This is a genomic window from Nonomuraea longicatena (assembly GCF_039525605.1).
Lineage (GTDB): Bacteria > Actinomycetota > Actinomycetes > Streptosporangiales > Streptosporangiaceae > Nonomuraea > Nonomuraea longicatena.
Genome location: NZ_BAAAHQ010000001.1, coordinates 803160 through 828641 on the forward strand (window position 1 = coordinate 803160; position 25482 = coordinate 828641).

Below are 25482 nucleotides of genomic sequence, written 5' to 3' on the forward strand. Positions count from 1 at the left end.
CGCCGACGACGTCGCCGCCGGTTCCCACGAACGCGGCCTCATCGCCACCGCCCTGGTGGCGGTGGCCAGTGCGGCGGCTCCGGCCTCCGCACTGGGCGCGGGCGGCGCGTCCGCGCTCGCGCGCGTCAGACGGCTCCTGTCGCCCGCGCCGCCGCTGTCCGGCCGCGACCGCCTCCTCGCCGCCGCAGGCATCGGCGGCCTCCTGGCCGGCCCCGCCGCCGCCTCCGCGCTCCCCTTCCTGACCGCCTTCCTCCTCACCTGCCCATCGTGAGGCCCGCCGCTGTGAAGGCCGCCATCGTGAAGGCCGCCATCGTGAGGCCCGCCGCTGTGAAGGCCGCCATCGTGAAGGCCGCCATCGTGAGGCTCCCGCTGTGAGGCCGGTCGTTGCGGGGCCCGGTGTGGTGAAGACCGCCGCCGTGGCAGCGCCCTCAGGGGAGATCCCGCCTGCGGGCCAGTGGGTGGGGACAGCCTCGATCCGCCCCGGCGAGCTGACCTTCACCGGACTCCTGGGCCCGGCCCACGGCCACGCGCACGCCGCCGTGCAGATTCTTCGGGTCACCGAGGGCCACGTGGTACTCACCGATGCCCTCGGACGGCGGCAGGCCGTGCGCGCCGCCGTGATCCCGCCCGGCGCCCACCACACGATGGAGACCGACGGCGCCACGGGCACCACCACCTACCTCGACCCCACCAGCCGCGCCGCCCGCGCCCTGACCGCATCCCACGCCTCCCGCGCCCTCCGCGACGACGTCCGGCACTGGGTTGTTACCGCCACCGCCACCGCCACCGCCACCGCCACCGCCACCGCCACCGCCACGGTCGCCACCGCCACGGTCGCCACCGCCACCGCCGCTACCGCCGCCACCCAGGCCGCCCCCGAACCGCCCACCTCCCGCCACCCGGCCCTCCACCCCGCTCACCACTCAGCCCATCACCCCGCGCTCCAGCACGCGCTCACGCTGCTTCCGGGCCTCCTGAGCGCTCCGGTCCGCCTGCCCGAGGTGGCCGCCCGCGTCGGCCTGTCGCCCAGCAGACTCCGGCACCTGTTCTCCGACCAGCTGGGACTGCCGTTCACCGCCTACGTCCGCTGGGCCCGGCTGGAGACCGCGATCCTGACCGTCCGCGACGGCGGCTCGCTCACCACGGCCGCGCACGCCGCCGGATTCACCGACAGCGCCCACCTCACCCGCGTCGTCCACGCGATGTTCGGCCTGGCCCCCTCGGCCGCAATCCGTGACCTCCGCTGGACGTGACCCCTACCGCGCCCCCTGCGGTCGGGGTCACGCCTGGACTCCCGACCGGCCCCGCGCGCGGCGACCGGCCTGATCCGCTGCCGCTGTACGCCGCTCGGCCGCCCATGCCGCCCATGCTGCTCTCGCTGCTCTCGCCGTCCTCGCCGTCTGCCTCCCGCCGGCCCGCGAGCCGTGCCCACGACCGCGCGGCCCGAGTCTCAGCCCCTGCGTACAAGGCCGGGCCGGGCTTCGCGCGACACGCTGGGCCGCATGAACGCATGCTCCAAGGCGCTCGTCCTCGTGGCGGGCCTCACCTCCCTTTTCGCCACGTACTGGGACGACGCATGGCACACCGACATCGGTCGTGACGACGCCCTCATCCCGCCGCACCTGCTGCTGTTCGGCTCGGTGGCGGTCGTCGGGGTGGCCGTGGCGGCGTGGGGGCTGGCGGAGCTGCGCCGTACCGGCTCGCTCGTCGCCGTCCTGAAGCGCCCGCCGCTGCTGATCGCGGCGGCGGGCGGGGTGTGCACGCTGGCCTCCGCGCCCGTGGACGCCGCCTGGCACGCCGTCTTCGGCCGCGACGCCGTCCTGTGGAGCCCGCCGCACATGCTGACCGTGTTCGGCACGCTGGCCCTGCTGGGCGGGGTGTTCGCGGCGGGGGCACAGGCCCGCTGGATCCCGCCCGTGTGCGCCGCCCTGCTGCTGGGAGTGGCGGTCACGGCGGTCCTGGAGTTCGAGACGGACGTGCCGCAGTTCGACGAGCGGCTGTACCTCCCGGTGCTCCTGGTCGCCGCCCTGTACGCCGCCGCGCTGGCGCGCGCCCTCACTCCGAGCGCGTACACGATCTCCGGGGGAGTACTGCTGTACCTGCTCATACGGCTGGCCGTCACCGGCGTCCTCACCCTGCTCGGTCACACCGCGCCGGACCTGCCGCTCGCGGTCGCCGGGCTGGCCGTCATGGACCTGCGCTGGAAGCGTCCTCTCCACGCCTACGCCGCCGGTGCGGCGGGGGTCGCGCTCACCTCGGCGCTGGCGTCGGCGACCGGGCTGAGCAGTGTGCCGCCGGACGCGGTCCTGGTCGTGGCCGCCGCCGTCGTGGCCGGCGCCCTCGCCGTCCGGATGCGCTTCGCCGCACTGCTGCTGGCGCCGTTGGCGCTGCTCGCCGTACCGGAACAGGCCGTCGCGCACGACCCCGGCCAGGGGCGCGCGATCGCGCGGGCCGCACTCACCGTCACCTCCGACGGGCGGGGCACGCTCACCCTCGCGGCCCAGGTCCGCGAGGGGTGCGCGGGGCTGCGGCCCGCCCGCGTCGTCGCCCGCCGCGCGGGCCGTGCCCTGACGGGCACGCTCACCCCCAGCGGCTGCACGTTCGCCGGAACCCTGCGGGTGCCCGAGCACGGCCTGTGGTTCCTGTACGCCGAATGGCGGCAGGGCGCCGAGACCTGGCTGCCCGTTCACGCCGACGCGGCCGGGACACTCACGGAGGTTCGCGACATCTATCTGCCGCCGACCCGCACAGGTGGCGCAGGACCCGCGATTTCCGGGCTCCTGCTGTATACGCTCGGTCTGATGCTGCTCTGGCTCACCATTCGCCTCGCACGATCAGGAACCGCCCGCGCCCGGTGATCGTTCTCAGCAGCAGATCCCAATCATGAGAGGAATCCCGTGGTCTTCAAACGGATGCTCGGCGCCCTGGGCGTCGGAGCCCCTTCCGTGGACACCGTCCTGGCAGGCTCGCGTGTGCAGCCGGGCGGGCCGCTCCGAGGCGAGGTCTGCCTCAAGGGCGGCGACTTCGACGCCGCGATCGAGCACATCACGTTGGGACTGGTCGCCAGGGCCGAGGCCGAGCACGCGGAAGGCGAGATGACCGGGCTCGCGGAGTTCGCCCGCTTCGAGGTCTCCGGCCCGTTCACGCTGCGCAAGGGCGAGGACAAGGTCGTCGGCTTCGAGGTCCCGGTGCCGTGGGAGACCCCGATCAGCGAGGTCGAAGGCCAGCCCCTAACCGGAATGGCACTCGGCGTGCGCACCGAACTCGCCATCGCCAAGGCCATCGACAAGGGCGACCTCGACATGCTCGCGGTCGAGCCGCTGCCGTCCCAGCTGGAGGTGCTGCGGGCGTTCCTGCGTGCGGGCTTCCACTTCAAGTCGGCCGACGTCGAGGCCGGACGCCTGTACGGCGTGGCGCAGCAGCTGCCCGTCTTCCAGGAGATCGAGTTCTACCCGCCCGGCCACCACGCCGGACGGATCAACGAGGTCGAGCTCACCTTCGTCGCCGGCCCCGCCGACCTGGTGATCATCCTGGAGGCCGACAAGCGCGCCGGCCGCTACGGCTCAGGCGACGCCATCGGCCGCTGGCAGGTGTCCCACGCCGAAGCCATGGGGATGAACTGGTCCGCCGAGATCGACCGCTGGCTGGACTCCCTGTCCCAGTACGGCGGCGGCCACTACGGCCACGACGCCCATTACGGCCACGACGGCCATCACGCTCACCGCGGACACGGCGCGGGGATGGGCACGGTCGTGGCCGCAGGCGCCGCCGGAGTCGTCGGCGGCCTCGTGGCCGGCGAGATCATCGAGGACATCTTCGAGGGCGAGGACGACGAAGGCTGACAGGCGGTGAAGGGCGGCCCTGCCCCGGCGGGGCCGCCCCGCGACCGGACGACCCAGCCGGACCGGGAGCCACGACGCCCCACGGCCGGGCAGCAAGAAGCCCCAGACTCTCAGCGTAAGCCGTGAGCTGGGGCGACCACCCTGCCCGACCAGGCCGAGCGTGGTGGACGATACTGGGATTGAACCAGTGACCTCTTCCGTGTCAGGGAAATCCGTGGGTCCGGAGCAGTCGATCTGAGTCGAGCGGGGCGCCTCTCACCTCTATGAACGCTCCGAGGAGGGCGCGGGGAGTCTGAGGGGATCGAGAGCCGATGGCTCCCCCGACTGGCTCCCCGTGGCTCCTCCTCGGTGGCGGGAGAGGAGCCACCATGATCTACCGGTACCACCCGAGCGACAACGACGGACGCTTCCCCGAGGGAGTCCCCGTGCTCGTCAGATTCCCTCTTCACGACGACGACAACGACCGCGACGCGTGGCCGTGGTTGCCCGGGACCGTCCTTGAGCAGTGCGACGGCGACGAGTGGTACGTCGTGGTTGAAGAGTCGGCATTGGCTGAGCCCGACCCCGCCGCGCCGGACAGAGACTGGCTCTATCCGGCCTGTTTTCGGGACTCGTCGGAGATTCGTCCCGCGTGGGGTGAGTGAGTAAAAGCGTCGAACTCCGCAACAGGCCACCGCCGACAACGGCGGTGGCCTGTTGCGTTGGGTCAGTTCGGCGCTTCGAGGATGGTGCGGTCCGCAGGATAGATGCGGGCGTCGTGTCCGTCGCGCTCGACGACGAAGAGGGGAACGCCCTCGGACACGCCGAACTCACGGCGTTCCGCAGGCGACGGCATCCGGGACGAGATGCGGGCACCGGGCTCAAGGGTGACGATCTCTGCCTCATCCGCGCTACCCCGCACGTAGCTTCCGCGTCCGGCGAGGGTCTGGACTCGGCCTTCCGTACGCAGGATGGCGATCGCGCGCCGGACGGTCTCGCGGGCGACCCCGTGTTGCTGGATCAGGGTTTTCTCGGATGGCACAGGTTGTCCTGCGGCCAGTTCTCCGGAGTCGATCGCAGCCCTGATCAGGCCAGCGAGCTGCACGTATGCCGGTTCGTATGAGTCCGGATCGATGGTCACGATCTTGACCGTACGTACGGTCGGGGTCACGCCAAGACGTAGGTACGTCTAGACGGGGGTACAGGTTCGCAATATCCTGCCGCCATGCGTGTGGCGACGGCACCAGAGCTTCCAGAGTTCGACACGTGGCACGACGGTGCGGCGTACTGCGGCATCCATCGTGGAACCGGGCGCTTCATCAGGGCTGAGGACGCTGGCGGATTCGAGCTGCTGGCGATGGTCGAGCGGATCTCCGCAGCTTGGGGCGCGTGATGGCGTCTCCGGAAGGGCGCGTGCCCTACATCACCGCGTGGTCGGACGAAGAGCGCCCTCAGGGCGTGGGCTTCGCGCATCACGCCGAAGCAGGCGGCCAACGGCTGACGTACACAGACCCTCAGCCGAACGATTGGATCTACGGCGTGCTACGCGCACGGCACGGCATCGGTCGTTCGGGGCGGCCGTTGTGGAAGCAGGTCAACACCCTGAGGCAGTGGCGTTGCATGACTCATCGGCTGTGCCAGGTCTGTGGCGAGTCGGCTGTCGATCCCGCGAGCGGCCGTGTGTCGTGGCTGCTCACCGAGACCGTCGTCAGTGTCGCTCCGGGCCAGGGCTACACCAATGCTCCGCCGACCTGCCGAAGCTGTATCCCGGAATCGCTGGCCGCCTGCCCTCGCCTCCGGAGGGGTGCCGTCGGTTACTCGGTGGAGGACGTCGAGCCGTACGGCGTGCTCGCGCACGTCTTCCGCCCGACGCCGGGTGGAGGCGCGGTCATCGTGGACCGCAGCGTGATGGTCCAGCTTGACGAGTTCGGCCGCCTGACGCGGGCGCTGGCGCATCAGTTGGTCGTGCTGCTCAGCGGGTTGCAGGCGACATCGACTCTGGCCTGATGTCTGCGCGTCACCGCGACACCAGGTCAGCGGTGGTTCCGCGTGAACTCCGTGGAGGCATTCACGCGGAACCACCACCCCATGTGAGGAGCAAAACCAGTGGGCGGAGTCCCTGTGTTTCGTCAGATCGCCGACATCGTGCGGATACGGATCAGATCGGGGGAGTACCCGGCAGGGGCCGTCCTGCCGTCGGGTGTTTCTTTCGGTCAGGAGTTCGGGGTGAGCCGCACGACCATCTACCGAGCACTCATGATTCTGTCCGGTGAGGGGTTGATCGAGGTGATCCCGTCAAAGGGACGCGTGGTCACGGGCGGTATCCCGGTGCTGTCCTACCAATACCTCAGGATCATTCGTGATCTCACTCGGCAAATCCGCCAAGGTGAGCTGTGTGTGGGCACCAGGCTGCCAAGCGAGGCCAACTTGCGACGACGCTATGGCGTGGGCCGGAACACGGTGCGTCGTGCACTCGCCGTTCTGGAAGAGGACGGCTGGGTCTGGGGCAGCCAGGGTGCCAGGCGGACCGTGAGACGCTCGTTGTAGCCGTCAGCTCTGGGTGGTCGAGGACATGGACGTCAAGGCGCTCCAAGGGATGTCCGAGGTCGTGATGACCTGGTCGCTGCCGATGAATCGAGAGGCGACGAGAATGCCAGCGTCATGCGCCTGCTGGCCCGCATGGCTCGCCGACGCGTCACTGATCAGGCGGGGGGTGAGGTCGCGCTCGAAAGCATCCACGACCGTCTTGAGAACGCAGCTTTCGGTATCGAGACCACACACATAGAGGTCGGTCCAACCACGCTGCTGGACGAGCGCATCACCCTCTTCGTTGAAGAGACTGTAGATGGTTTTGTCCACGACGGCTGTCGCTTTGTTTGCGAAAGGGGCGAGCGTCGGGGCGATATCGATCTCAGGCGAGTTCTTGAGCTTCGACCAGCGCATCAGCCGCTCGTAAGGACTTCCGGCATAGTTGAGGTATCTGGTGAACACGACATCGCCGCCCGCTGATTGCCACCGATCGACCAGGCTTGCGATCACGGGTATGGCGGGAGCTGAATGATCGCTGATGAATCCGTTTTGGGCGTCTATGACTACCAGGACAGCAGTGTTGTCGAACACCACATTCACCTTTCGCTTGTTTCACGGATGATGTTGATTGCTTCCGAGAGGCGATCGAGAGTGCCGCTGGTATTCAGGATCGCCATGCGCATGGACTTGTGGTATTCGGTTTCCTGTGGGCGGGCGTTGATGAGACGTGAACGGACTCCGCGAAGGAAACGCCAACCGTACTGAGCGGGGACTTCAGGGTCGTTCCCCCGCTCAACCTGTTCGTTGATGAACTCGCAATAGGTCCACATCGCCTGAGTGGCGAGTTCGACGTTGACTATCTCGTCCTCGGCGAGCGCCCTACGGGGTGCGATCGGATAGTAAACCACGCCTGACCAGGACGCATATCCGAGTGAGACTCCCTTGAAACTGAACGAGGTCATCTCGCCCGGCTCGAATCCATCGGCGAGCAATGACCGTTCGACCAGCTCCGCGTGAGCCAATGACGTGCTCGACATCTCGGAATCCCGCTCGTGCAGAATTCGTGGGAGACACATGATACGCAGCGCGGTGTCGATCTCATGAGCCGACCACGACGGCGTGTGGACCCAGTAGGTGCTCAGCACGTAGGAGGCGTCCACCGATGCTGACAGCGAGGCCGAAAGGTAGTCGGACGCCCATGAGAGATCGCGCGCATAGGTCTGCCTGCGCCAGATGGCCAGATGCGCCAAATTCGGTAGTTCCAACTCTTCGATGAGATGGAACATGGCGACACCGAACGGCCAGACGTAGAGCACGCAGTCACCGTGCGGATTCGACGTGTTCACCCGGAAGCACTCAAGCCCGAACTTGCTTCCGGCTGGAGTCATCGCCTCTTGGGCGATGAGATTCACGACCTGCCTGGCCTCGATGAATGCCGGAATGAACTTGTGTGAACGTACCCCGGAAAGACGATCCGGCTGCCTTACGGTCAGCGTGATATCGCCGAATAATTCCTGGGAAGTCGCGCTGTACACCGTGCAGTACAGCTCTATGTACAGCGGGTCGCGGCAAACAGCGCGCCCGGTTTCGTGGCGGTAGATCGCCTTCTCGATCGCGTCGAGTTCCGGCAGGCCGCGACTCTCGCCCAAACGGTGCAGTTCCTTGGCGGCGCGCTTCCGGCTCCAGCCGCGTGACTCGCGTTTGGCGGTGAGCACCCTGTTGGGTTCTAGATTCCTGTCCCTCGGGGCCGGGACTTCGGACATCGGCCGTGTCCTTTCGTGTCCACTCCTGTCATCTGCCTGTCGGGCGCCTCAGCTCCGAAGCTGTTGCCATGACACAGAGACGCAACACCAGGAGCGGCCGTGAGGTTCGCATCCGAGAAAGGTCCGTGGCCGTTTGCTCGTCATCTGACCTGCCCGCAAGAAGTGGTGTCCGGGGACTTGCCAATCCTAGTCCGCAGGTACTCAACCTGTCCCGTCCGCTCCGCGAGATACAGCGATTCGGGGAGGCGTAGGGAAATGGACATTTACCTGCTCATCGTGATGATCGCGGTGATTCTGGCCGTGGTTCTGACGGTGCTCTTCGCCGTACTGGTCACCTCGATTCGCCGCGAGGACTCGCGTCGGCACCTCTCGGACACCGGCCTCTCGCCGACCGAGACCCTGAGCCGCCGCCTGCTGGGCACCTACACCCACCGCGCCGAGAGGAGGAGGTGAACGATGAGAAACCCCCTGGTCGGCCCGACCTGCCCGTGCGGCGCCGTCTGCCAGAACGGACTCAGGCGCTGCGTCAAGTGCCGGGCTCGCGCTCGCTGGTACCGCCGCAAGTTCCGCCACGACGACGGGAGGTGATCCCTGAATGACCGTGACGATTCCGCTCGTGGTGCTGGTCGGGGCGATGGTGTACATCGCCTGGCGCTTCCTCGGGCTGCGCCTCTGGCACCTCGCCTTGACCTTGCTGTTCGGCTTCCTGCTTGCCGCCACCACCATGGCGCCCGAGATCGACCGCGTGCTCCGCGCCGCACTCGGCTGGTTCATCGGCCGCTGACCCGTGTCCCCGACCGGAAGGAGGGATGCCCGGTGACCCACCGCCATCCGTACCCGCCCGCAGATCTTCAGGAGGCTCTCTCCCGCAACCACACCGCCGCCCACCTGCTTGGCACCATGACCCGCACCACCCCCGCATACACCCCGATCTGGGAGTATCTGGCGTCAGTCCTCGCCGACTCCCAAGCCCTGATCAACGAACTCGCCCATCTGCGGACCGAACTCACGCGCGTTCGCCGCAGCCGTGCCGACCTGCTGGCCGCCGCTCAGGCCACACTCACCGCCACCCGGGACGGCGAGCGCGACCCGCTGTACTACCTTCGCGACGAGATCGCCGCGCAACACTCCGACACTCGCGGTGATGGTCGATGACCAGGCACCGGACCGCACGGCATCGCATGCGGCGCAACGTCCGCCGCATGCGCCGCTACGGCGTCCAGCCGATAGCGTCGGCCACCGACGACCTCGACCTCGCCCCGCTGGTCGTGGTGTCGCTGGCTCGCGGAATCTGGCGCTATCGGTCGGAACTCGCCCCTCTTACTCTCACGGTGCTGTGCCTCCTGGCTGGTACGGTCCTCCATCGCTTCGCCGTGACGTGGTGGCCAACCGTGGCCGTCCTCGCTGGCGGGACGGCTACGGCGCTGGCGTTGTGGGGACGCTGGATCAACCTGACACGTCCAATCGAACGTGGGTACGCCGCAGCCGTCAGCGCGTTCGCCGGAACCTGGCTCGCACTCGCCACTGCGGCAGGCCCCTTCACGACGCCGCTCCCCGCGACACTCGGCATCGGCGCCGTGGCGCTGGCCGTGCCCTGGTGGGCGCACCGGCGCAGACGCGCCCGAGTCCGGGTCGAACGCACGCTGGCCGCCTGGCCCGAGATCGCCGAGGCTGTCGGGCTGGCCGGTTCCCGCGTGCAATCGGCCGTGGTGGACCTGTGGGGCTATCGGTTCCGGCTCGCGCTGTCACGCGGCCAGACGGTCGAAGACGCCGTAGGCCGTACGTCCGCGCTGGAATCCGCGCTGGGGAGCAGACGGGGTGCCGTTCGCGTCCAACCCGTGCCGACCAAGCACGCCAACCGCGCCGACATACGGGTGATCGAAACCGACCCTCACGCCAACGCGATCACCTGGCCGGGTCCGTCCGTCACGTCGATCACCCAGCCGGTCAAACTCGGGCTGCTCGAGGACGGTTCGCCCATGCGTGTCCCGCTGCTTCGACGGCATGCGCTGTTCGCAGGCATGTCGGGAGCGGGCAAGTCCGGCGCCCTGAACGTTCTCTTCGGAGATCTGACAGCTTGCCGCGACGTGATCGTCTGGGCGGTCGATCTCAAGCGCGGAATGGAGCTGATGCCCTGGGCGTCGTGCATCGATCGCCTCGCCACCACCCCGCAGGAGGCCGAAGCGCTGCTGGCCGACGCCGTGGTGATCCTCGATGGTCGGGCCGACGATCTCACCCGGCGCGGAGAGCGGGTCTGGGAGCCATCACCCGACAGGCCGGCTCTCCTGGTCGTCATCGACGAGTACGCCGAACTGACCAGTGAGGCACCACGCGCGATCGACCATGCAGACTCGATCGCCAGGCGAGGACGGGCGTCGGCGGTCAACCTGATAGCCGCCACCCAGCGGCCCTCTCAGCATGCGATGGGCAAGAGCGCGGTCCGCTCGCAGATGGACGTCCGCGTGTGCTTCCGCGTTCGTGAGGCGCGCGACGGCGATCTCGTCCTCGGACAGGGCATGGTCAAAGCCGGATGGCATCCCCACAAGCTCGACGCCCCCGGCAAGTTCCTGGTCAGCTCACCGGAGCACGACATCCCACGGCGTGCCCGCACGTTCCTTCTCGATGACACGGGTGTACGGGCGACCGCCGAACGGCATGCGGAGGTCCGCCCGCCCCTCGATGCGGTATCCACCCTTGCCCTGGAACGGCCTGAACCTCCGCCACGCGTCAGCGCGGAAGACACGCTGGCGCATGCGTTGGAACAGGCGTCGGCGGACGGCGTCGGCATCGGCGACCTGATTCGTGCCACCGGCATGCGCCGCACCTGGGTCTACCAACGCCTACAGGAGGGGCGTGCGGAGCAGGTGTCCCGAGGACGCTGGCGTGCACTCTCCGAAACCGGCGATCCGTAATCGTCCGCGTCCGTCCGCGCGTCTGCGCGTGTATGAGGTGCGGGAAGCGCGCGGACGGACGAACGGCGGACGATCACTCACCGTGACATTCGAGGGAGGGGTCATCATGCGGGCGTACACCGTGGAGCAGGTGGCGGAGATGCTGAGCGTCGGCCGGGACAAGATCTACTACCTCCTGCGCACCGGGCAGCTCAGAAGCATCAAGATCGGAAAACTTCGCCGGATCACCGATGAGCACCTGGCGGACTTCGTGTCCTTCCTGGAGTCGATGGACGAGGCGTAGAACGATGTGCTACAACGTTCTACATAGCCGGTTGTCCGGCAGCGCCTCTTGAAAACTGCATCACGCTCGAAAGGAAGCCGTCTATGACGAGCGACCGCACCACCCTGCCACCCGTCCGCGTGGACGCGGAGCTGAAAGACCGTCTCCGCAGATACGCCGAGTCGCAGGAGCGAGACGTGTCGTGGGTGATCAGGAAGGCGATCGAGGAGTACCTCAACCGCCATGAGAAAGGGTGATCGCTTGGCGAAAATCCTGATCGGAGACCGCGACGCGAGTATCTACCCCGAGGGGGACGGCTTCACCGGAGCCATTTCCCTCGGGGTCGGCCTCGACGGCAAGCGCCAACGAGTCAAGCGCAAGGGCAGGACCGAGAAGGAGGTTGCGAAGAAGCTGGCCCAAGTCGTCAAGGACCTTGAGACGGGCATCGTGTCGTCGGAGACGTACACGGTCGAGAAGGCCGTTGACGACTGGCTCGCCACGGGTCTCAGGGGGCGGGCGGCAAGTACCATCAACAAACTCCGCACCCTCGCCGACACCCACCTCATCCCGGCTCTGGGCAAGGCCAAGCTCAAACGCCTTCGCGCCAGGGACGTGGACGAGTGGCTCGACGGCCTCACGGGTCGGCTGGCCACCAGCACCCTGCGAACGGTGCACAGCATCCTCAAGCGAGCCATCCGGCATGCTCAGGCGCGTGACCTGGTCGCCAGGAACGTCGCCGAGTTGGCGGCCACGCCCACCGGAACGGACGGGCGCCCCAGCAAGGCGCTCACCTGGCAGCAGGCCAAGGCGGTGCTGAAGGCGTCGAAGCCCTCGCCACTGCACGCGTACGTGGTGATCAGCCTGACCACGGGCGTGCGTACCGAGGAGGCCCGAGCGCTGCGCTGGGATCACGTCGTCGTCTGGGTGCCGAAGCTCAAGACCTGGCGCCCGGTAACAGAGGCGGGATTCAAGCACAAGCGATTCGCCGTCTACGTCTGGCGATCCGACCGAACCGGAGGTGACACCAAGACCCGCAAATCGCGGCGCACACTGGAACTCCCCGACCTCGCCGCTCAGACGCTCCGGCGCCATCACGTGGCGCAAGCCGCCCGGAAACTCAGGGCGGGCAAGGTGTGGCAGGACCACGGACTCGTGTTCTGCACGAGAGTCGGCAACCCGCTGGACGCGGCGAACGTCCGGCGCTCATTCCGCGTGATCACCGACGACGCGGGGATCGGAACCGACTGGACACCGCGCGAACTGCGTCACTCGTTCGTATCGATCATGAGTGACCAGGGCGTGCCCATCGAGACCATCGCCGACCTCGTGGGGCATGCGGGCACCAGCGTTACGGCGTCGGTCTACCGGCACCAGTTGCGGCCGGTGATCAGCAAGGGCGCCCAGACCATGAACACCATCCTCGGCGACCGCCGACGGGTAGAGCCCGAGTGAGCTGGCTCCCCGTTCGGCTCCTTTCGACCTCCGCACACGAAAGAAGGACTCCGGATCTTGTCCGAAGCCCTTCTGACCTGCATCGACTGGTGGACGATACTGGGATTGAACCAGTGACCTCTTCCGTGTCAGGGAAGCGCTCTCCCGCTGAGCTAATCGTCCGGGGCTTGGAGGTGGAGACGGGATTCGAACCCGTGTGGACGGCTTTGCAGGCCGCTGCCTCGCCTCTCGGCCACTCCACCGAGCGAGGCCGTGTCGCGACCTCTCAGAGCGGAAGACGGGATTTGAACCCGCGACCCTCACCTTGGCAAGGTGATGCTCTACCACTGAGCCACTTCCGCGTGCGCCACGTTTCCGTGACGACATCAAGAATTCTAGCGGGTTTTTCGACCGCATGCTCACTTACGCAGTTGCCGTGCGACGCTGCGTTCGGTTGCCGGGAGGCTGAGGAAGATCTCCAGGATGCGGGCCAGCCGGTGGACCTCGATCCGGTGGAAGGCGGGGCCGTCCGAACGAGCCAGCAGCAGTGACAGCGCGAGCGGCGGCAGCGGGGCGCTGATGACGTGCAGCCCGGACTCCAGCGTCATCGCGGTCGGCCTGGCGGGCGTGTCGAGGGGGAGTGGGGGGTCCTGCGGGGCGCGCCAGCTCGCGTACACGAGCGCGTGATCCGTCGCGACGGCCGCCCAGTCGGCGCTGAACAGCACGGGCAGCGAGTCGATGAGCGTGGCGAGGGCGCGGTCGCCCGCAGTGGTGATGTATTTGAGGATCTCCAGCTCGGGGTAGGTGCCGGGGGCCTCGCGGGTGGTCCAGATGCCTTCGACGGTGACGCCGGGGACGGTGAGGAGGCTGCGGGTGAGGTTGTCCTTGGAGGTGTGCTCGCCGCTGAAGATCGTGATGTCGTCGACGGCCCGGCCGTCACCGCGTTCCATGACGGTGACCTGGGTGATGTCGGCGCCGACGGCGCCGAGGGCCCGGGTGACGTGCCCGAGCGAGCCCGGCCGGTCGGGCAGCGTGATCCTCAGGCGCAGGAGCATCGGGTCCCCCAAGAAGTGTCTTGCCCCAGCTTAGCGGCCTGATCCCCGCGTCGTTGCGCGTCCCCGCCGTCCTCGCTTCCCGCCCCCTCCCCCTTCACGGCCCGGCCCGTCCACCCGCCAACCGCCGACCGTGGCCGAGGGCCTCCAGGGGCACGCCCCTGATCCGCTCGGCCACCCGCCGTCACGGCGCCCCGATCAACCTGGCTGGGAGACGCCGATGCCCTTGCTCTCCAGCCATGTGAACGTGTGCTCGTAGAAGAGTCGTGCGCCCTTGCTGACGTTGATGGAGTGCCCGCTGTCGGGGACGATGAACTCCGTGGAGCGCGCGTTCGGGTCCTTCCCGCAGTCGGAGGTGCGGCCGCACACGATGGTGTCGTGCCTGCCGAGCGCGTAAAGGGCAGGCAGGCTCGCCGGCGGTCGGCTCGTGGTCTTGCCACCACCGGAGATCTGGCGCAGTTCGGCGCTCGCCAGCGTGTCCTTCAGTCTCTCCTCGTGCGTGAGCACGGCCGGATCGTAGGTGCCCGGGTAGAGGAACGCCTTCGCGCGGGCGCCCGGCCGGGTGGTGAGGTACCCGGGTGCCCAGGACTTCTTGGCGAACTTCCGGTCCTGCTCGGCGGGGTAGGACCGGGGTACCTGCGGAGATCTCACCCCGGGCACACAACTGGCCGTAGATCTTGTGGCGCTTTCCGCTCTTGGCCGAGGGCACCCGGAACCACCGGTCCCGGCACTGCGTTTCGGCCGATGTCGAGGCTGAGGCCGTGGCCGCCGTCTCTGTCGCCGCCTGGGCCGGTCCCAGGACGGGCAGGGCGGTCGCGGTCAGCAGCGCCCCGGCCGCGACCACGATCGGACGGGCCTTCCCCCGGTGAAGCTTCACTTTTCTCCTGTTACATGGGCGTTCGTGACTCGCCGACGCTCACAGCCGGGTTCCTCATCCAAGATCATCCAGTTGGACGAAACGGCCATCCCCCATTCGGAGGACGGGCCGAACAGCAGGACGGGCCGAACGACAGGACGGGCCGGATGGGCGGGGCAGGCCCAGGGAGTGGAGCGCCGGCCCGGAGGACGTTTACCGGCTTACCCCACGGGTGCGCTACAACTGAACGGGTGAAGATAGGGCCGATCGGGGTGTGGCCGCCGGTGGTGCTGGCGCCGATGGCGGGGATCACCAACGCCCCGTTCCGGGTGCTGTGCCGTGAGCAGGGCGCCGGGCTGTTCGTGTGCGAGATGATCACTACGCGGGCGCTGGTCGAGCGCAACCCCAAGACCCTGCGGATGATCCGGTTCGCCGACTCCGAACGCCCCCGCAGCATCCAGCTCTACGGCGTGGACCCCGAGACCGTGGGCCGGGCGGTGAAGATGATCGCCGAAGAGGACCTCGCCGACCACGTCGACCTCAACTTCGGCTGCCCGGTGCCCAAGGTGACCCGCAGAGGCGGCGGTTCGGCGCTGCCGTACAAGCGCAATCTGCTGCGCCGCATCCTGCGCGAGGCGGTCCGCAACGCCGGCCCGCTGCCCGTCACGATGAAGATGCGCAAGGGCATCGACGACGAGCATCTCACCTACCTCGACGCCGGGCGCATCGCCGTCGAGGAGGGCGTGGCCGCCATCGCGCTGCACGCGCGCACGGCCAAGCAGCATTACGGCGGGTTCGCCGACTGGCCGGCCATCGCCCGGCTGAAGGAGGCGGTGCCGGAGATCCCGGTGCTCGGCAACGGCGACATCTGGAGCGCCGACGACGCGCTGCGGATGGTCGCCGAGACCGGCTGCGACGGCGTGGTCGTCGGTCGGGGTTGCCTGGGCCGGCCGTGGCTGTTCCGCGACCTGGAGAACGCCTTCAACGGCGACCCCGAGCGGACCCGCCCGACGCTGGGCCAGGTGGCCGAGGTGATGATCAGGCACGCCGAGGGCCTGGTCGCCTGCTTCGACACCGAACGGTACGCGGTCGCCGACTTCCGCAAGCACGTCGGCTGGTACCTCAAGGGCTTCCCGGTCGGCTCCGACCTGCGCAGGGCGCTCACCACGGCCACGTCGCTGGAGGAGTTGCGCGACGGGCTCGGCCGCCTCGACCACGATCAGCCGTGGCCGCCCAACACCGACACCCCGCGCGGCAAGTCGGGCGAGCGCGACCGGGTGCACCTGCCGGAAGGCTGGCTGGAGGACCCGTGGGACTGCGTCGTCCCCGACGACGCGGAGTCGGACATCTCGGGCGGCTGACGCCTCGGAGGATGATCCGTGCCGTGGAGATTCTCGGAAAACAGGCGTGAGGGTGGAGATGCTTTCCCTGGCTGAATTCGTACCGGACCGGGCGGCCGAGGAGGCCGTGGTCCGCGCGCTCGACGAGATGCGCCGCGTCTACACCAACCAAGGGTGCTTGGACGAGCTGCAGGGAGCGGTGGCCGACGTCGTCATGAGCCCGGATCCGCAAGTCGTCCACGCCCACCGCGCCGAGGTGTGCCGGGACCACTTCGTGATGCTTCACGCCGCGGAGACGGACTGCGTGCCGCTGTTCCGGCTGCGGATCGAGGACGTCGGCGACCGGAGCAATCTGGAATTCTTCTTACAGGAAGCGGGATTGCACGGTGCGGCTCGGGTCATCCGATACCTCGGCGAGCAGGGTGCCGACGTCAACGCCGTTCAGAACGACAACCAGAGGATGACCGCCTTGCACTGGGCGGTGTACCAACTCCACAGCGATGCCGTGGCCGCGTTGATCGCACACCCGGAGATCGACCTGGAACGCGTCGACGCACGCGGGAGGACCGCACTGGACCTGGCCCTCCATCGGCGGGGCCACACCGAGTCGGCGGAACTGCTCGCCGCCGCCGGAGCGCGCATCAGTCCGGACACGGTCGTCAGCGTCGCGCGGTCACAGGGCCTGCCGTTCGTGGAGATCGTGCTGCGTCACGGAGCCGATCCCAACGCCTACGGCCCGAAGACCGGCATCGCCCCGCTGCACGCGGCGGTCAGCACTCACCATCTGTTCACGGTTCAACGCCTGCTCCAGGCCGGCGCCGACCCGCTGCTGCCGACCCGGCGCATCTTCAGGGCCAGAGGTGTGAAGTACCCGCGCGGCGCCACCCCCCTGGACTACCTCGATCTGGCCGACCCCGGGGGCATCAACCCGGCCTGGCCCCCCGCACTGCGCGAGCTTCTCACCCGGGCGGTCGCCGAACGCACCCAAGAGCGTGGGTGAGGGCCACCGCTGCACCGGACGGCCGTCCTGACCGGGGACGCAGTCCCGCCCGAACCGTCCGCTGTACGGGGGAGAACCGCGAGTATGTCTCGATCTTGGGACACGCTGATGACCCGATGCGGAAACTCGCGGCGCGAGACTAGAGGTAGTGAGTGTGCCGGGACGTCCTTGCCAGTCCGTCCCGGCACACCGCTGACCTTCCCTCAGAGCCGGTTCAGGCCCTGGACGTGGAGCACAGCGCGCCCCTCCTCGTCGGAGGCGGCCAGGTCCACCTGCGCGTCGATGCCCCAGTCGCCGTCACCGGCGGGATCCCGGACCGTCTGGCGCACCCGCCACAGCCCGCTCTCCTCCTCGATCCGCAGCAGCGCGGGCCCGCGCGCGTCGGCGTCGGTGAGGATCTCCTCGTGCTCGTCGTAGTAGGCGTCGAGCGCGGCGCCCCAGTCGACGTCGGGGGCGAGTTCGGCCAGCTCGTCCTCCTTCTCGATCGCACACAGCTCGACCAGCCGGAACATGGCGTTGCGCACCAGCACCCGGAAGGCCCGCACGTTCGCCGTGACCGGCCGTACCTTGGTCTCCAGCTGCACGCCGCGCTCCAGCACCTCGGCCGGGTTGGCGAGCTTCTCCCACTCGTCGATGAGCGAGGAGTCGACCTGGCGCACCAGCTCGCCGAGCCATTCGATGAGGTCGACGAGATCCTCGGTCTTGAGGTGCTCGGGGACCGTACGGCTGAGCGTCCGGTAGGCGTCGGCGAGGTAGCGCAGGACGGTGCCCTCGGAGCGGGTCAGCTCGTAGAACTGGATGAAGTCGCCGAACGTCATCGCCCGCTCGTACATGTCGCGTACGACGGACTTGGGGCTGACCGTGTAGTCGCCCACCCACGGGTGGCCCCGCCGGTAGGTCTCGTAGGCGCCGAGCAGCAGCGTGTCCAGCGGCATCGCGTACATGACCTCGGCGAGGGCGTCCATGCGCTCCTCGTACTCCATGCCGTCGGCCTTCATCTGGGCGACGGCCTCGCCGCGCGCCTTCTTCAGCTGGGCCGACAGGATCTGGCGCGGGTCGTCGAGGATGGCCTCGACGATCGAGACCATGTCGAGCGCGTACCCGGGCGCCTCCTGGTCGAGCAGGTCGAAGGCGGCCAGCGCGAACGTGGACAGCGCCTGGTTGAGCGCGAAGTCCTCCTGCAGCTCGATCGTGAGCCGGGCCCGCCTGCCCTGTTCGTCAGGCTCGCGCAACTGCTCGACGATGCCGCCGGCCAGCAGCGACCGGTAGATGGCGATGGCCTGGCTGATGTGCCTGCGCTGCCACTTGCGGTCTTCGTGGTTGTCGGTGAGCAGGTGCCGCATCGCCTGGAAGCAGTCGCCCGGCCGGTTGATGACGGCCAGCAGCATGGCGTTGCTGACCTTGAACCGTGAGTTGAGCGGTTCGGGCTCGGCGGTCTGCAGCTTCTCGAAGGTCTCCTCGCTCCAGCCGACGAAGCCCTCCGGCGGCTTCTTGCGGGCGTAGCCGCGCCTGCGTTTGGGGTCGTCGCCGATCCTGGCCAGCGCCCTGGCGTTCTCGATGTCGTGCTCGGGCGCCTGGCAGGCGACGTACCCGATCGTGTCGAAGCCGGCCCGCCCGGCCCGGCCGGCGATCTGGTGGAACTCGCGGGCCCGCAGGCGGCGTACCTTGTTGCCGTCGTACTTGGACAGCGCGGTGAACAGCACGGTGCGGATCGGCACGTTGACGCCGACCCCGAGGGTGTCGGTGCCGCAGATGACCTTGAGCAGCCCGGCCTGGGCGAGCCGCTCGACCAGGCGGCGGTACTTCGGGAGCATGCCCGCGTGGTGGACGCCGATGCCGTGGCGGACCAGCCGTGACAGGGCGCGGCCGAAGCGGGTGGTGAACCGGAAGCCTCCGATCATGGTCGCGATGGCCTCCTTCTCGGCCTTCGTCGCCATGTTGATCGACATCAGGGACTGGGCGCGTTCCATCGCCGCCGCCTGCGTGAAGTGCACGACGTAGACGGGCGCCTGACCGGTCGAGAGCATCTCCTCCAGCGACTCGTGCAGGGGCGTCATCCGGTACGAGTACACGAGCGGCACCGGCCGTTCGGCGTGCTTGACCACCGACGTCGGCCGGCCGGTGCGGCGGGTCAGGTCGCGCTCGAACATCGACACGTCGCCGAGCGTCGCCGACATCAGCACGAACTGCGCCTTGGGCAGCTCCAGCAGCGGCACCTGCCAGGCCCAGCCCCGGTCGGGCTCGGCGTAGAAGTGGAACTCGTCCATGACGACCTGGCCGACGTCGGCGGCGGCGCCGTCGCGCAGGGCCAGGTTGGCGAGGATCTCGGCGGTGCAGCAGATGATGGGCGCGCCCGGGTTGACGCTGGCGTCGCCGGTCATCATGCCGACGTTCTCGACGCCGAAGACCTCGCACAGGTCGAAGAACTTCTCCGACACGAGCGCCTTGATGGGCGCGGTGTAGAAGGTGCGCAGGTCGCGGGTGAGCGCGGTGAAGTGCGCCCCGGCGGCGACCAGCGACTTGCCGGAGCCGGTGGGCGTGGCGAGGATCAGGTTGCTGCCCGAGACCACCTCGATCAGCGCCTCCTCCTGCGCGGGGTAGAGCGTGAGTCCGCGTTCGGAGTTCCAGGTCACGAAGGCGTCGAAGATGGCATCGGGGTCGGCGTCGATGTCTTCAGGCAGGCGATCTACGAGGAGGCTCACCCTCCCTATCCTGCCGAATTCCACGACCTGCTCTGACCCTCGGCCCCTATCCGGAGAAATGTCGGCAGAATGATTACATAGGGTTATGAGAATCTTGCTCGCCGTGATGATGCTCGGCCTGTGCGCGTGCGGGACGACGAAACCGCAGTCAGCCTCGCCCGGCCCCACCCCTCGGACGAGCACGCTTCTCGCCCATGCCTTCGTCCCCGCCTACCGCGATCCGAAGGGCGGGACGCTCATCGCCGCAGAACGGCTCATGCGCAGGAACCGGCTGGTCGAGGACTGGGCCCAGGCCGCCAACGACGGCTTCGTCCCGCCGCGCGAGGTCTCCGTCGTGGCCAGGCAGTGCGGCACCGTCAACGCCTTCTACAACCCGCAGGACTCCTCGATCACCATGTGCTACGAGATGGCCGACTTCATGACCAAGCTGTTCGCCCGGCCCGCGCCGGGCCAGACGGCGCCGCCCGACGAGGAGGGCGTCGAGGAGAACGTGGTCGGCGCCCTCGGCGGCGTCTTCTACCACGAACTCGGCCACGCCCTCATCGACCTGTACGACCTGCCGGCCACCGGCAAGGAGGAGGACTCGGTCGACCAGCTCTCGGCGCTCGTGCTCATCGCGGCGGCCGAGGACCAGCAGGACTACTCGCAGATCATCAGCACGATCGAGGCGTGGGGGCGGATCTCCCAGCAGACCGCCTCTCGGCCGGTGGCCCGCGAGACCTTCGCCGACGAGCACTCGCTGAGCATCCAGCGCTACTACAACCTCATGTGCTACCTGTACGGCTCCAACCACAACGCCTTCCTGCCGCTGGTCGCCGACGGCGAACTGCCCGTGGCGCGGGCGGTGGGCTGCGAGCGCGAGTACGCCAGGATGAGCAGCGCCTGGCACACACTGCTCGGCCCCCACCTGCGTGAGCCGCTGCCGGTCGCCACGCAGACCGGCTAGTCCAGGGCGAGCTGGAGCAGCGTGGTGTCGACCCAGCGGCCGTGCTTGAAGCCCACCCGCCGCAGCCTGCCCACCTCCTCGAAGCCCGCAGCCAGGTGGAGCTTGACCGAGGAGGGGTCCCCGGTGTCGGCGATGACCGCGATGAGCTGGCCGGCCCCGCTGTCGCGGCAGGCCGACACCAGCGCGGCCAGCAGCGCCCTGCCGAGCCCCCGGCCCTGCGCCCACGGCGCCAGGTAGATGCTGTCCTCCAGGCTGTACCGGTAGGCGGGCCGGGGCCGGTAGCGCCCCGCGTAGGCGAACCCCGCCACTCGCCCGTCCACCTCGGCCACCAGGAACGGCAGTCCGGCCGTCAGCTTCTCCCGCCACGCCGACGGCTCCGGCGGGGTCTCCTCGAAGGTGATCACGCTGTCGAGGACGTACGGGGCGTAGACGGCGGCGACGGCGGGCAGGTCGGCCGCGGTGGCCGCGCGGATGGTGCTCATAGGCCGAGATCATGCCCGATCGGCTCTCACCGGCGGTGGAACGGCCCGGTGAGGAGCAGGCCGCCGGCCAGGGCCGCCACGGCGAGGACCGGCGCCGCGCCCGGCTTGAACCCGTGGATCATCAGCGTCGCCAGCCCGCCCGCGATGAGCGCCGCCGCCGTCAGCGTCCCGGCCCAACCCGGATCGTCCCGGTACGGCAGCGCGGGCGGCTCCTCGAAGCGCGCGAACCACCGCAGCAGCGGCCACGCCACCAGCGCGAGCGCCCCGAGCCAGAACGGCAGCCCCGCGAGCCACCCCGTGCTGCCGGGTGACGGCGTGTCGATGCCCAGGCCCACGACGACCACGCCGGTGACCGCGAACAGCGCGGGCATGTGCCACAGGTACATCGTCATGATGCGCGGGCCGGCCCAGGCGAGCAGCGCCTCGGTGCGCAGCCGCATGAGCAGCGGCCGCAGCAGGACCGCGAGGCCGATCTGGCCGAACGACACCGCGAGGATCGCCAGCGTGGGCGGTGCCATGTTGGACAGCTCCGCGCCCGGCAGCCCGACCATACTGCCCGGGTACGGCCCGAGCGCCACCAGCGCGGCCGCCGCGCCGAACCCGCCCGCCGCGAGCAGACCCGGCCGCAGCAGGCGGCCCTCGGGGTAGAAGAAGCCGAGCTGGTGCACGGCCAGCCAGACGAAGCCGATGTTGGCGTATCCCAGCAGGTCCGCGCCGGCGGAGAAGCGCACGACGTCGGTGAGGACCGCGCCCGCCGTCATCGCGGCGGGCACCCGCCAGCCGAACCGGGCGTGCAGCCGCATCAGCCACGGCGTCGCCGCGACGGCCAGCAGGTACACGACCAGGAACCACAGCAGCTGGCCCGTCAGGCGCGAGCCCACCTGCAGCGGATGCTCGGGCAGGCCGAGCCCCGCGAGCACGTGCGGCAGCGGCACCCAGACCGCGGCCAGCGGCAGCAGCGGCCAGGCCAGGCGGCGCAGGCGGACGTTCAGCCAGGCGGGGGCGCCGCGCCGGGCGCGGGCGAAGCTGATCGCGTTGGCGGCGCCGCCCGCGAAGAACACCACCGGCATCACCTGGCTGAGCCAGGTCACCACCCAGACGCCGGGCGCCGACAGGGCGTTGCCGGTCGCCAGCCTGACGCCGTCGTACGACAGCACGGGCATCGTCCAGTGCTGGAGGACCACGAGCGCCATGCCGAACACGCGCAGCAGGTCGATGAAGGTGTCCCGGCGTGGCGGGGCTTGGGCGGGGGCGACGGCGAGCACGGTCATGACGGGCCTTCTGGAGGTCGGGTGGGGACGCCGTCCAGACTTCCGCCGACGGGCTCGCCGCACAGTGCGGTCGTCACCCGTCTTTCCGGCTGCTCACCGCACCCGCCTGGGTAGGGCTGGCCCTACCCCCGCCGGAGTGCGCGCAGGGTCGTCCCACGGCCTGCCGGGCCTTAGCGTGGACGGCATGCGTTCCCTGATCCGGCGGGTCCTCCTGGACACCCGCTACACCCTGATCGGCTTCCCCGCGGCGGCGGTGGCCTTCGTGCTGATGATCGGCGGGTTCGCCGCCGGCGTGGGCACCGCCGTCGTCTGGATCGGGCTGCCGATCCTCGCGGGGACGCTGAGGCTGGCCAGGGCCTTCGCGGAGGGGGAGCGCGGCTGGCTGGCCGATGTGCTCCAGCGCCCGCCCGTACGCCCCAGGTACAAGCCGGCGCCGCCCGGCGCGGGCCGCCTGCGGCGCCTGGTCAATCCGATGACCAGCGGGCAGTCGTGGCTCGACCTGCTCCACGGCATCCTGAACTTCCCCGTCTCCGTCGTCGCCTTCGCCGTCACCGTCACCTTCTGGGCCATCGCGGTCCTCGGGCTGACCTGGCCCGGCTACGGCTTCCTGTTCGTGAACCTCCCGGGCAACGCGGGCCTGGCCGAACTGCTGCAGATCGGCGAGGGCTACCTCCCCAACGCGGTCGTCAACTTCTGCATCGGCCTGGCCGGGCTGGTCCTGCTGCCGGTCGTCACCAGGGGCACGGCGCTGCTGCGCGCGGGACTCGGCCGCTGGCTGCTCACCGGCGTCGCCGAACTTCAGGGGCGGATCGAGGTCCTGTCGGAGTCGCGCTCGGCCGCCGTCTCCGCCGAGGCCGCCGCGCTGCGCAAACTGGAGCGCGACATCCACGACGGACCTCAGCAGCGCCTGGTGTCGCTGGCCATGGAGCTGTCGCGGGCCCAGCGGCAGATGGCCAAGGACCCCGACGCCGCTCAGCTCACCCTCAAGGGCGCCATCGCCGCCACCCGCGAGACCCTGGACGAACTGCGCGCGCTCTCACGGGGCATCGCGCCGCCGATCCTGTCCGACCGGGGCCTCGCCCCAGCCCTCGCCGCGCTGGCCGGGCGCAGCACCGTCCCCGTCGACCTCGACGTCCAGGTCGAGGGACGCTTCCCGGCCGCCGTCGAGAACGCGGTCTACTTCGTCTGCGCCGAGACGCTCACGAACGTCGCCAAGCACAGCCGCGCCACGCAGTGCACCGTGCAACTCGTCCGTACCGGTGACACGCTGATGTTGATCATCGGAGATGATGGGGTCGGCGGCGCACACGTCGCCAAGGGACACGGCCTGGCCGGACTGGCCGACCGCATGCGTGCGGTCGACGGCGACCTCATGGTGCAGTCGCCGGACGGCGGGCCGACATTGATCGTGGCGGAGGTTCCGTGCGGGTAGTGGTCGCCGATGACGCGGTGCTCATCAGAGAGGGCCTGGTCCGGCTGCTGGAGGAGTTCGGGTTCGAGGTGGTCGCCACCGTCGGCGACGGCGACGCGCTCGTCGAGGCCGTCGTCGAGCACCGGCCCGACGTGTCCGTCGTGGACGTCCGCATGCCGCCGTCCTTCACCGACGAGGGGCTGCGCGCCGCCGTCGAGGCCCGCCGCAGGGTCCCGGGCGCGCCCGTGCTCATCCTGTCGCAGTATGTCGAGGTGTCCTACGCCGACGACCTGCTGGCCGATGCCAGGGGCGCGGTCGGCTACCTGCTGAAGGACCGGGTCATCGACGTGGACGAGTTCCTGGAGGGTCTGCGCCGGGTGGCTGCGGGCGGAACGGTCTTCGATCCCCAGGTGGTGTCGCAGTTGATGGTGCGAAGACGCAAGGACGATCCGCTGGCGCAGTTGACGCCGAGGGAGCGCGAGGTGCTGGGGCTCATGGCCGAGGGGAAGTCCAACCCGGCGATCGGCCGCGACCTCGTGATCAGCGACGGGGCCGTGGAGAAGCACATCCGCAGCATCTTCTCCAAGCTGGGCCTGTACGCCGAGGACACCGACCAGCATCGGCGCGTCCTCGCGGTGCTGACCTACCTGCGTTCCTGAGGCCCGCCGGAGGGGTGCGGCGCCCGGCTTCGTGCGGGTGGGGGCCGCACGTGCCGCGTTCGCCGGCTCAGGAGGGGACGGACGTGACCGCCGCGGGGTCCCGGGATGATCACGGTGTCCGGTTTCCGGGGGTGGGGTTCGGCGCCGCTGGGCGGCGGGGCCCCGGAATCGGGTGGCCGGGAGTCGTCTCGGCGGGGAGCCGTAGGCCAGGAGGGGCGGCGCTCGACGGAGCCCGGCACTCGGCGGCGGTGCGCGGGATCCACGGCTTCGCCGTGACGACGAGTGATCATTCAGGACGCCCGGCGGCTCATCGCGGCGGGAGGCCGCGAGGTGCGGCACCGTGGGCGCTGGAGCGCTGCGTGAGGTCCCACGGCGGCCACTTGAGCCCCTGGGCGCGGTATCACCCCCTGGAGCGGGAGTGACACCCGCTGGCTAGCCCAGGGCCTCGACCAGCTTCTTGCGCTGCTGGGCGCCCAGGCCGCCGAGGCGGCGCTTCTCGTCGACGCCCGCCTCCTCCATCAGCGCCGTGGCCTTGGCCGGGCCGACGCCCTTCACCGCGCGCAGTGCCTGCGAGACCTTGATCTTCTTGGCGATGTCGTCGTCGCGCTCCAGCAACTGCGCGAACGTGAGCTCGCCTGCCTTGACCTTGCCCAGCAGGGCGGTGCGGGCGGCGCGGGCCTCGGCGGCCTTCTCCAGCGCTGCCTTGCGCTGCTCGGGGGTAAGGGTGGGAAGTGCCATCGTTTCTCTCTCCTCGGGAATTTACGGACTGTTACCCGTAGTGCAGTGGCTAATCATGGCGGATACCGGGGGGTCGTGTTGCGGAAAGCGCCCGCTCAGCCCGTTCGCCAGGGCTGTTCGGCCGCTTCGGCACCGGCCGCGCCCCGCGGGAGGGCGTCTTCGCCGCTCTCCGCGCCGCCCGCCACGCGTTCCTCCCACCGTAGCCCGTGCGAGGCGGGCGGCCACCTCCGAAACAGACACACCTCACCTCCCGGCCGGCCCGGCCTCCGCATGGCGGCCGAGGCGTGGGAACCGCTGCGGGCTCGGC

General features: G+C 69.4%; 28 protein-coding genes, 3 tRNA genes and 1 pseudogene. 20 read left to right on the top strand and 12 right to left on the bottom strand.

Features of this window, described 5'->3' with window-relative positions; genetic code table 11:
- The 5 genes and pseudogenes from ABD120_RS03565 to ABD120_RS03585 form a co-directional block, all read left to right on the top strand.
- Positions 1–271: pseudogene (locus tag ABD120_RS03565) on the top strand (hypothetical protein); the annotation flags it as partial.
- A gap of 100 nt (positions 272–371) precedes the next feature.
- Positions 372–1253, top strand: a complete 882-nt coding sequence (locus ABD120_RS03570) for a helix-turn-helix transcriptional regulator (protein ID WP_343948197.1) — start codon at positions 372–374, stop codon at positions 1251–1253.
- A gap of 249 nt (positions 1254–1502) precedes the next feature.
- Positions 1503–2858, top strand: a complete 1356-nt coding sequence (locus ABD120_RS03575; RefSeq protein ID WP_343948198.1) for a hypothetical protein — start codon at positions 1503–1505, stop codon at positions 2856–2858.
- A gap of 39 nt (positions 2859–2897) precedes the next feature.
- The gene (locus ABD120_RS03580; protein ID WP_343948199.1) at positions 2898–3842 is read left to right on the top strand and encodes a sporulation protein; all 945 of its coding nucleotides are present in this window, start codon (positions 2898–2900) and stop codon (positions 3840–3842) included.
- A 368-nt stretch (positions 3843–4210) separates the two neighbouring features.
- A complete protein-coding gene (locus ABD120_RS03585) occupies positions 4211–4486 on the top strand; it encodes a hypothetical protein (RefSeq protein WP_343948200.1) in 276 nt (91 codons plus the stop codon).
- Positions 4487–4548: 62 nt separating this feature from the next.
- Here the strand turns inward: ABD120_RS03585 and ABD120_RS03590 are convergent, their stop codons facing one another.
- Positions 4549–4962 carry a GntR family transcriptional regulator gene (locus ABD120_RS03590; RefSeq protein WP_343948201.1) on the bottom strand — a complete coding sequence of 138 codons (414 nt, stop codon included), beginning with the start codon at positions 4960–4962 and terminating at the stop codon, positions 4549–4551.
- A gap of 84 nt (positions 4963–5046) precedes the next feature.
- Between ABD120_RS03590 and ABD120_RS03595 the strand changes: the two genes are divergently transcribed.
- The 3 genes from ABD120_RS03595 to ABD120_RS03605 all read left to right on the top strand — a co-directional run bounded on the left by ABD120_RS03595 (position 5047) and on the right by ABD120_RS03605 (position 6368).
- Positions 5047–5214 carry a hypothetical protein gene (locus tag ABD120_RS03595; protein ID WP_343948202.1) on the top strand — a complete coding sequence of 56 codons (168 nt, stop codon included), beginning with the start codon at positions 5047–5049 and terminating at the stop codon, positions 5212–5214.
- Positions 5215–5234: 20 nt separating this feature from the next.
- A complete protein-coding gene (locus ABD120_RS03600) occupies positions 5235–5828 on the top strand; it encodes a hypothetical protein (RefSeq protein ID WP_343948203.1) in 594 nt (197 codons plus the stop codon).
- A gap of 114 nt (positions 5829–5942) precedes the next feature.
- A complete protein-coding gene (locus ABD120_RS03605; protein WP_343948204.1) occupies positions 5943–6368 on the top strand; it encodes a GntR family transcriptional regulator in 426 nt (141 codons plus the stop codon).
- A gap of 3 nt (positions 6369–6371) precedes the next feature.
- On the opposite strand, the gene ABD120_RS03610 is transcribed toward ABD120_RS03605, so the two are convergent.
- Together ABD120_RS03610 and ABD120_RS03615 are read right to left on the bottom strand one after the other, a co-directional pair.
- Positions 6372–6941 carry a cysteine hydrolase family protein gene (locus ABD120_RS03610; RefSeq protein WP_343948205.1) on the bottom strand — a complete coding sequence of 190 codons (570 nt, stop codon included), beginning with the start codon at positions 6939–6941 and terminating at the stop codon, positions 6372–6374.
- Between the two features lie 5 nt (positions 6942–6946).
- Entirely contained in the window at positions 6947–8065 is a 1119-nt protein-coding gene (locus ABD120_RS03615; protein WP_343948206.1) for a hypothetical protein, read from the bottom strand.
- A gap of 303 nt (positions 8066–8368) precedes the next feature.
- Between ABD120_RS03615 and ABD120_RS03620 the strand changes: the two genes are divergently transcribed.
- The 7 genes from ABD120_RS03620 (at position 8369) to ABD120_RS03650 (ending at position 12739) form a co-directional block, all read left to right on the top strand.
- The gene (locus ABD120_RS03620; RefSeq protein WP_343948207.1) at positions 8369–8566 is read left to right on the top strand and encodes a hypothetical protein; all 198 of its coding nucleotides are present in this window, start codon (positions 8369–8371) and stop codon (positions 8564–8566) included.
- Positions 8567–8708: 142 nt separating this feature from the next.
- Positions 8709–8897: a hypothetical protein gene (locus ABD120_RS03625; protein ID WP_343948208.1), complete on the top strand. Its 189-nt coding sequence runs from the start codon at positions 8709–8711 to the stop codon at positions 8895–8897.
- Positions 8898–8929: 32 nt separating this feature from the next.
- Positions 8930–9268, top strand: a complete 339-nt coding sequence (locus tag ABD120_RS03630) for a hypothetical protein (RefSeq protein WP_343948209.1) — start codon at positions 8930–8932, stop codon at positions 9266–9268.
- A 47-nt stretch (positions 9269–9315) separates the two neighbouring features.
- Complete coding sequence (locus ABD120_RS03635; protein WP_343948210.1) at positions 9316–11025, top strand: P-loop NTPase family protein; 1710 nt, start codon at positions 9316–9318, stop codon at positions 11023–11025.
- A gap of 106 nt (positions 11026–11131) precedes the next feature.
- The gene (locus ABD120_RS03640) at positions 11132–11308 is read left to right on the top strand and encodes a helix-turn-helix domain-containing protein (RefSeq protein WP_343948211.1); all 177 of its coding nucleotides are present in this window, start codon (positions 11132–11134) and stop codon (positions 11306–11308) included.
- 83 nt (positions 11309–11391) lie between these two features.
- A complete protein-coding gene (locus ABD120_RS03645; protein ID WP_214326025.1) occupies positions 11392–11544 on the top strand; it encodes a CopG family ribbon-helix-helix protein in 153 nt (50 codons plus the stop codon).
- 4 nt (positions 11545–11548) lie between these two features.
- Complete coding sequence (locus tag ABD120_RS03650; RefSeq protein ID WP_343948212.1) at positions 11549–12739, top strand: site-specific integrase; 1191 nt, start codon at positions 11549–11551, stop codon at positions 12737–12739.
- Between the two features lie 87 nt (positions 12740–12826).
- Here ABD120_RS03650 and ABD120_RS03655 read toward each other — a convergent pair.
- The 5 genes from ABD120_RS03655 to ABD120_RS03675 form a co-directional block, all read right to left on the bottom strand.
- Positions 12827–12901, bottom strand: a tRNA-Val gene (locus tag ABD120_RS03655).
- Positions 12902–12907: 6 nt separating this feature from the next.
- Positions 12908–12981, bottom strand: a tRNA-Cys gene (locus ABD120_RS03660).
- Positions 12982–13008: 27 nt separating this feature from the next.
- Positions 13009–13080 (bottom strand) — tRNA-Gly (locus ABD120_RS03665).
- Between the two features lie 57 nt (positions 13081–13137).
- Positions 13138–13773: an ACT domain-containing protein gene (locus ABD120_RS03670; RefSeq protein WP_343948213.1), complete on the bottom strand. Its 636-nt coding sequence runs from the start codon at positions 13771–13773 to the stop codon at positions 13138–13140.
- A 195-nt stretch (positions 13774–13968) separates the two neighbouring features.
- Positions 13969–14421, bottom strand: a complete 453-nt coding sequence (locus tag ABD120_RS03675; RefSeq protein WP_343948214.1) for a hypothetical protein — start codon at positions 14419–14421, stop codon at positions 13969–13971.
- Between the two features lie 456 nt (positions 14422–14877).
- On the opposite strand from ABD120_RS03675, the gene dusB reads away from it, so the two are divergent.
- Entirely contained in the window at positions 14878–15987 is a 1110-nt protein-coding gene (dusB, locus tag ABD120_RS03680) for a tRNA dihydrouridine synthase DusB (protein WP_343948215.1), read from the top strand.
- A gap of 58 nt (positions 15988–16045) precedes the next feature.
- Positions 16046–16966: an ankyrin repeat domain-containing protein gene (locus ABD120_RS03685; RefSeq protein WP_343948216.1), complete on the top strand. Its 921-nt coding sequence runs from the start codon at positions 16046–16048 to the stop codon at positions 16964–16966.
- Between the two features lie 203 nt (positions 16967–17169).
- Here ABD120_RS03685 and ABD120_RS03690 read toward each other — a convergent pair whose 3' ends face one another.
- Positions 17170–19668 (bottom strand): DEAD/DEAH box helicase, encoded by a 2499-nt coding sequence (locus ABD120_RS03690; protein WP_425563918.1) that lies wholly within the window; start codon positions 19666–19668, stop codon positions 17170–17172.
- An 85-nt stretch (positions 19669–19753) separates the two neighbouring features.
- Here ABD120_RS03690 and ABD120_RS03695 point away from each other — a divergent pair, with 85 nt between their 5' ends.
- Complete coding sequence (locus ABD120_RS03695; protein ID WP_343948217.1) at positions 19754–20614, top strand: DUF4344 domain-containing metallopeptidase; 861 nt, start codon at positions 19754–19756, stop codon at positions 20612–20614.
- Here the strand turns inward: ABD120_RS03695 and ABD120_RS03700 are convergent.
- A complete protein-coding gene (locus ABD120_RS03700) occupies positions 20611–21096 on the bottom strand; it encodes a GNAT family N-acetyltransferase (RefSeq protein ID WP_343948218.1) in 486 nt (161 codons plus the stop codon). The genes ABD120_RS03695 and ABD120_RS03700 overlap by 4 nt on opposite strands.
- A gap of 26 nt (positions 21097–21122) precedes the next feature.
- Positions 21123–22367, bottom strand: a complete 1245-nt coding sequence (locus ABD120_RS03705) for an acyltransferase family protein (RefSeq protein WP_343948219.1) — start codon at positions 22365–22367, stop codon at positions 21123–21125.
- A 184-nt stretch (positions 22368–22551) separates the two neighbouring features.
- On the opposite strand from ABD120_RS03705, the gene ABD120_RS03710 reads away from it, so the two are divergent.
- Both ABD120_RS03710 and ABD120_RS03715 read left to right on the top strand, forming a co-directional pair.
- Positions 22552–23799 (top strand): sensor histidine kinase, encoded by a 1248-nt coding sequence (locus ABD120_RS03710; RefSeq protein ID WP_343948220.1) that lies wholly within the window; start codon positions 22552–22554, stop codon positions 23797–23799.
- Positions 23790–24437 (top strand): response regulator, encoded by a 648-nt coding sequence (locus tag ABD120_RS03715; RefSeq protein ID WP_343948221.1) that lies wholly within the window; start codon positions 23790–23792, stop codon positions 24435–24437. Before ABD120_RS03710 ends, ABD120_RS03715 begins: the two co-directional genes overlap by 10 nt.
- 432 nt (positions 24438–24869) lie before the next feature.
- Here ABD120_RS03715 and mihF read toward each other — a convergent pair whose 3' ends face one another.
- Positions 24870–25175 (bottom strand): integration host factor, actinobacterial type, encoded by a 306-nt coding sequence (gene mihF / locus ABD120_RS03720; RefSeq protein ID WP_343948222.1) that lies wholly within the window; start codon positions 25173–25175, stop codon positions 24870–24872.
- Between the last annotated feature and the right edge of the window lie 307 nt (positions 25176–25482).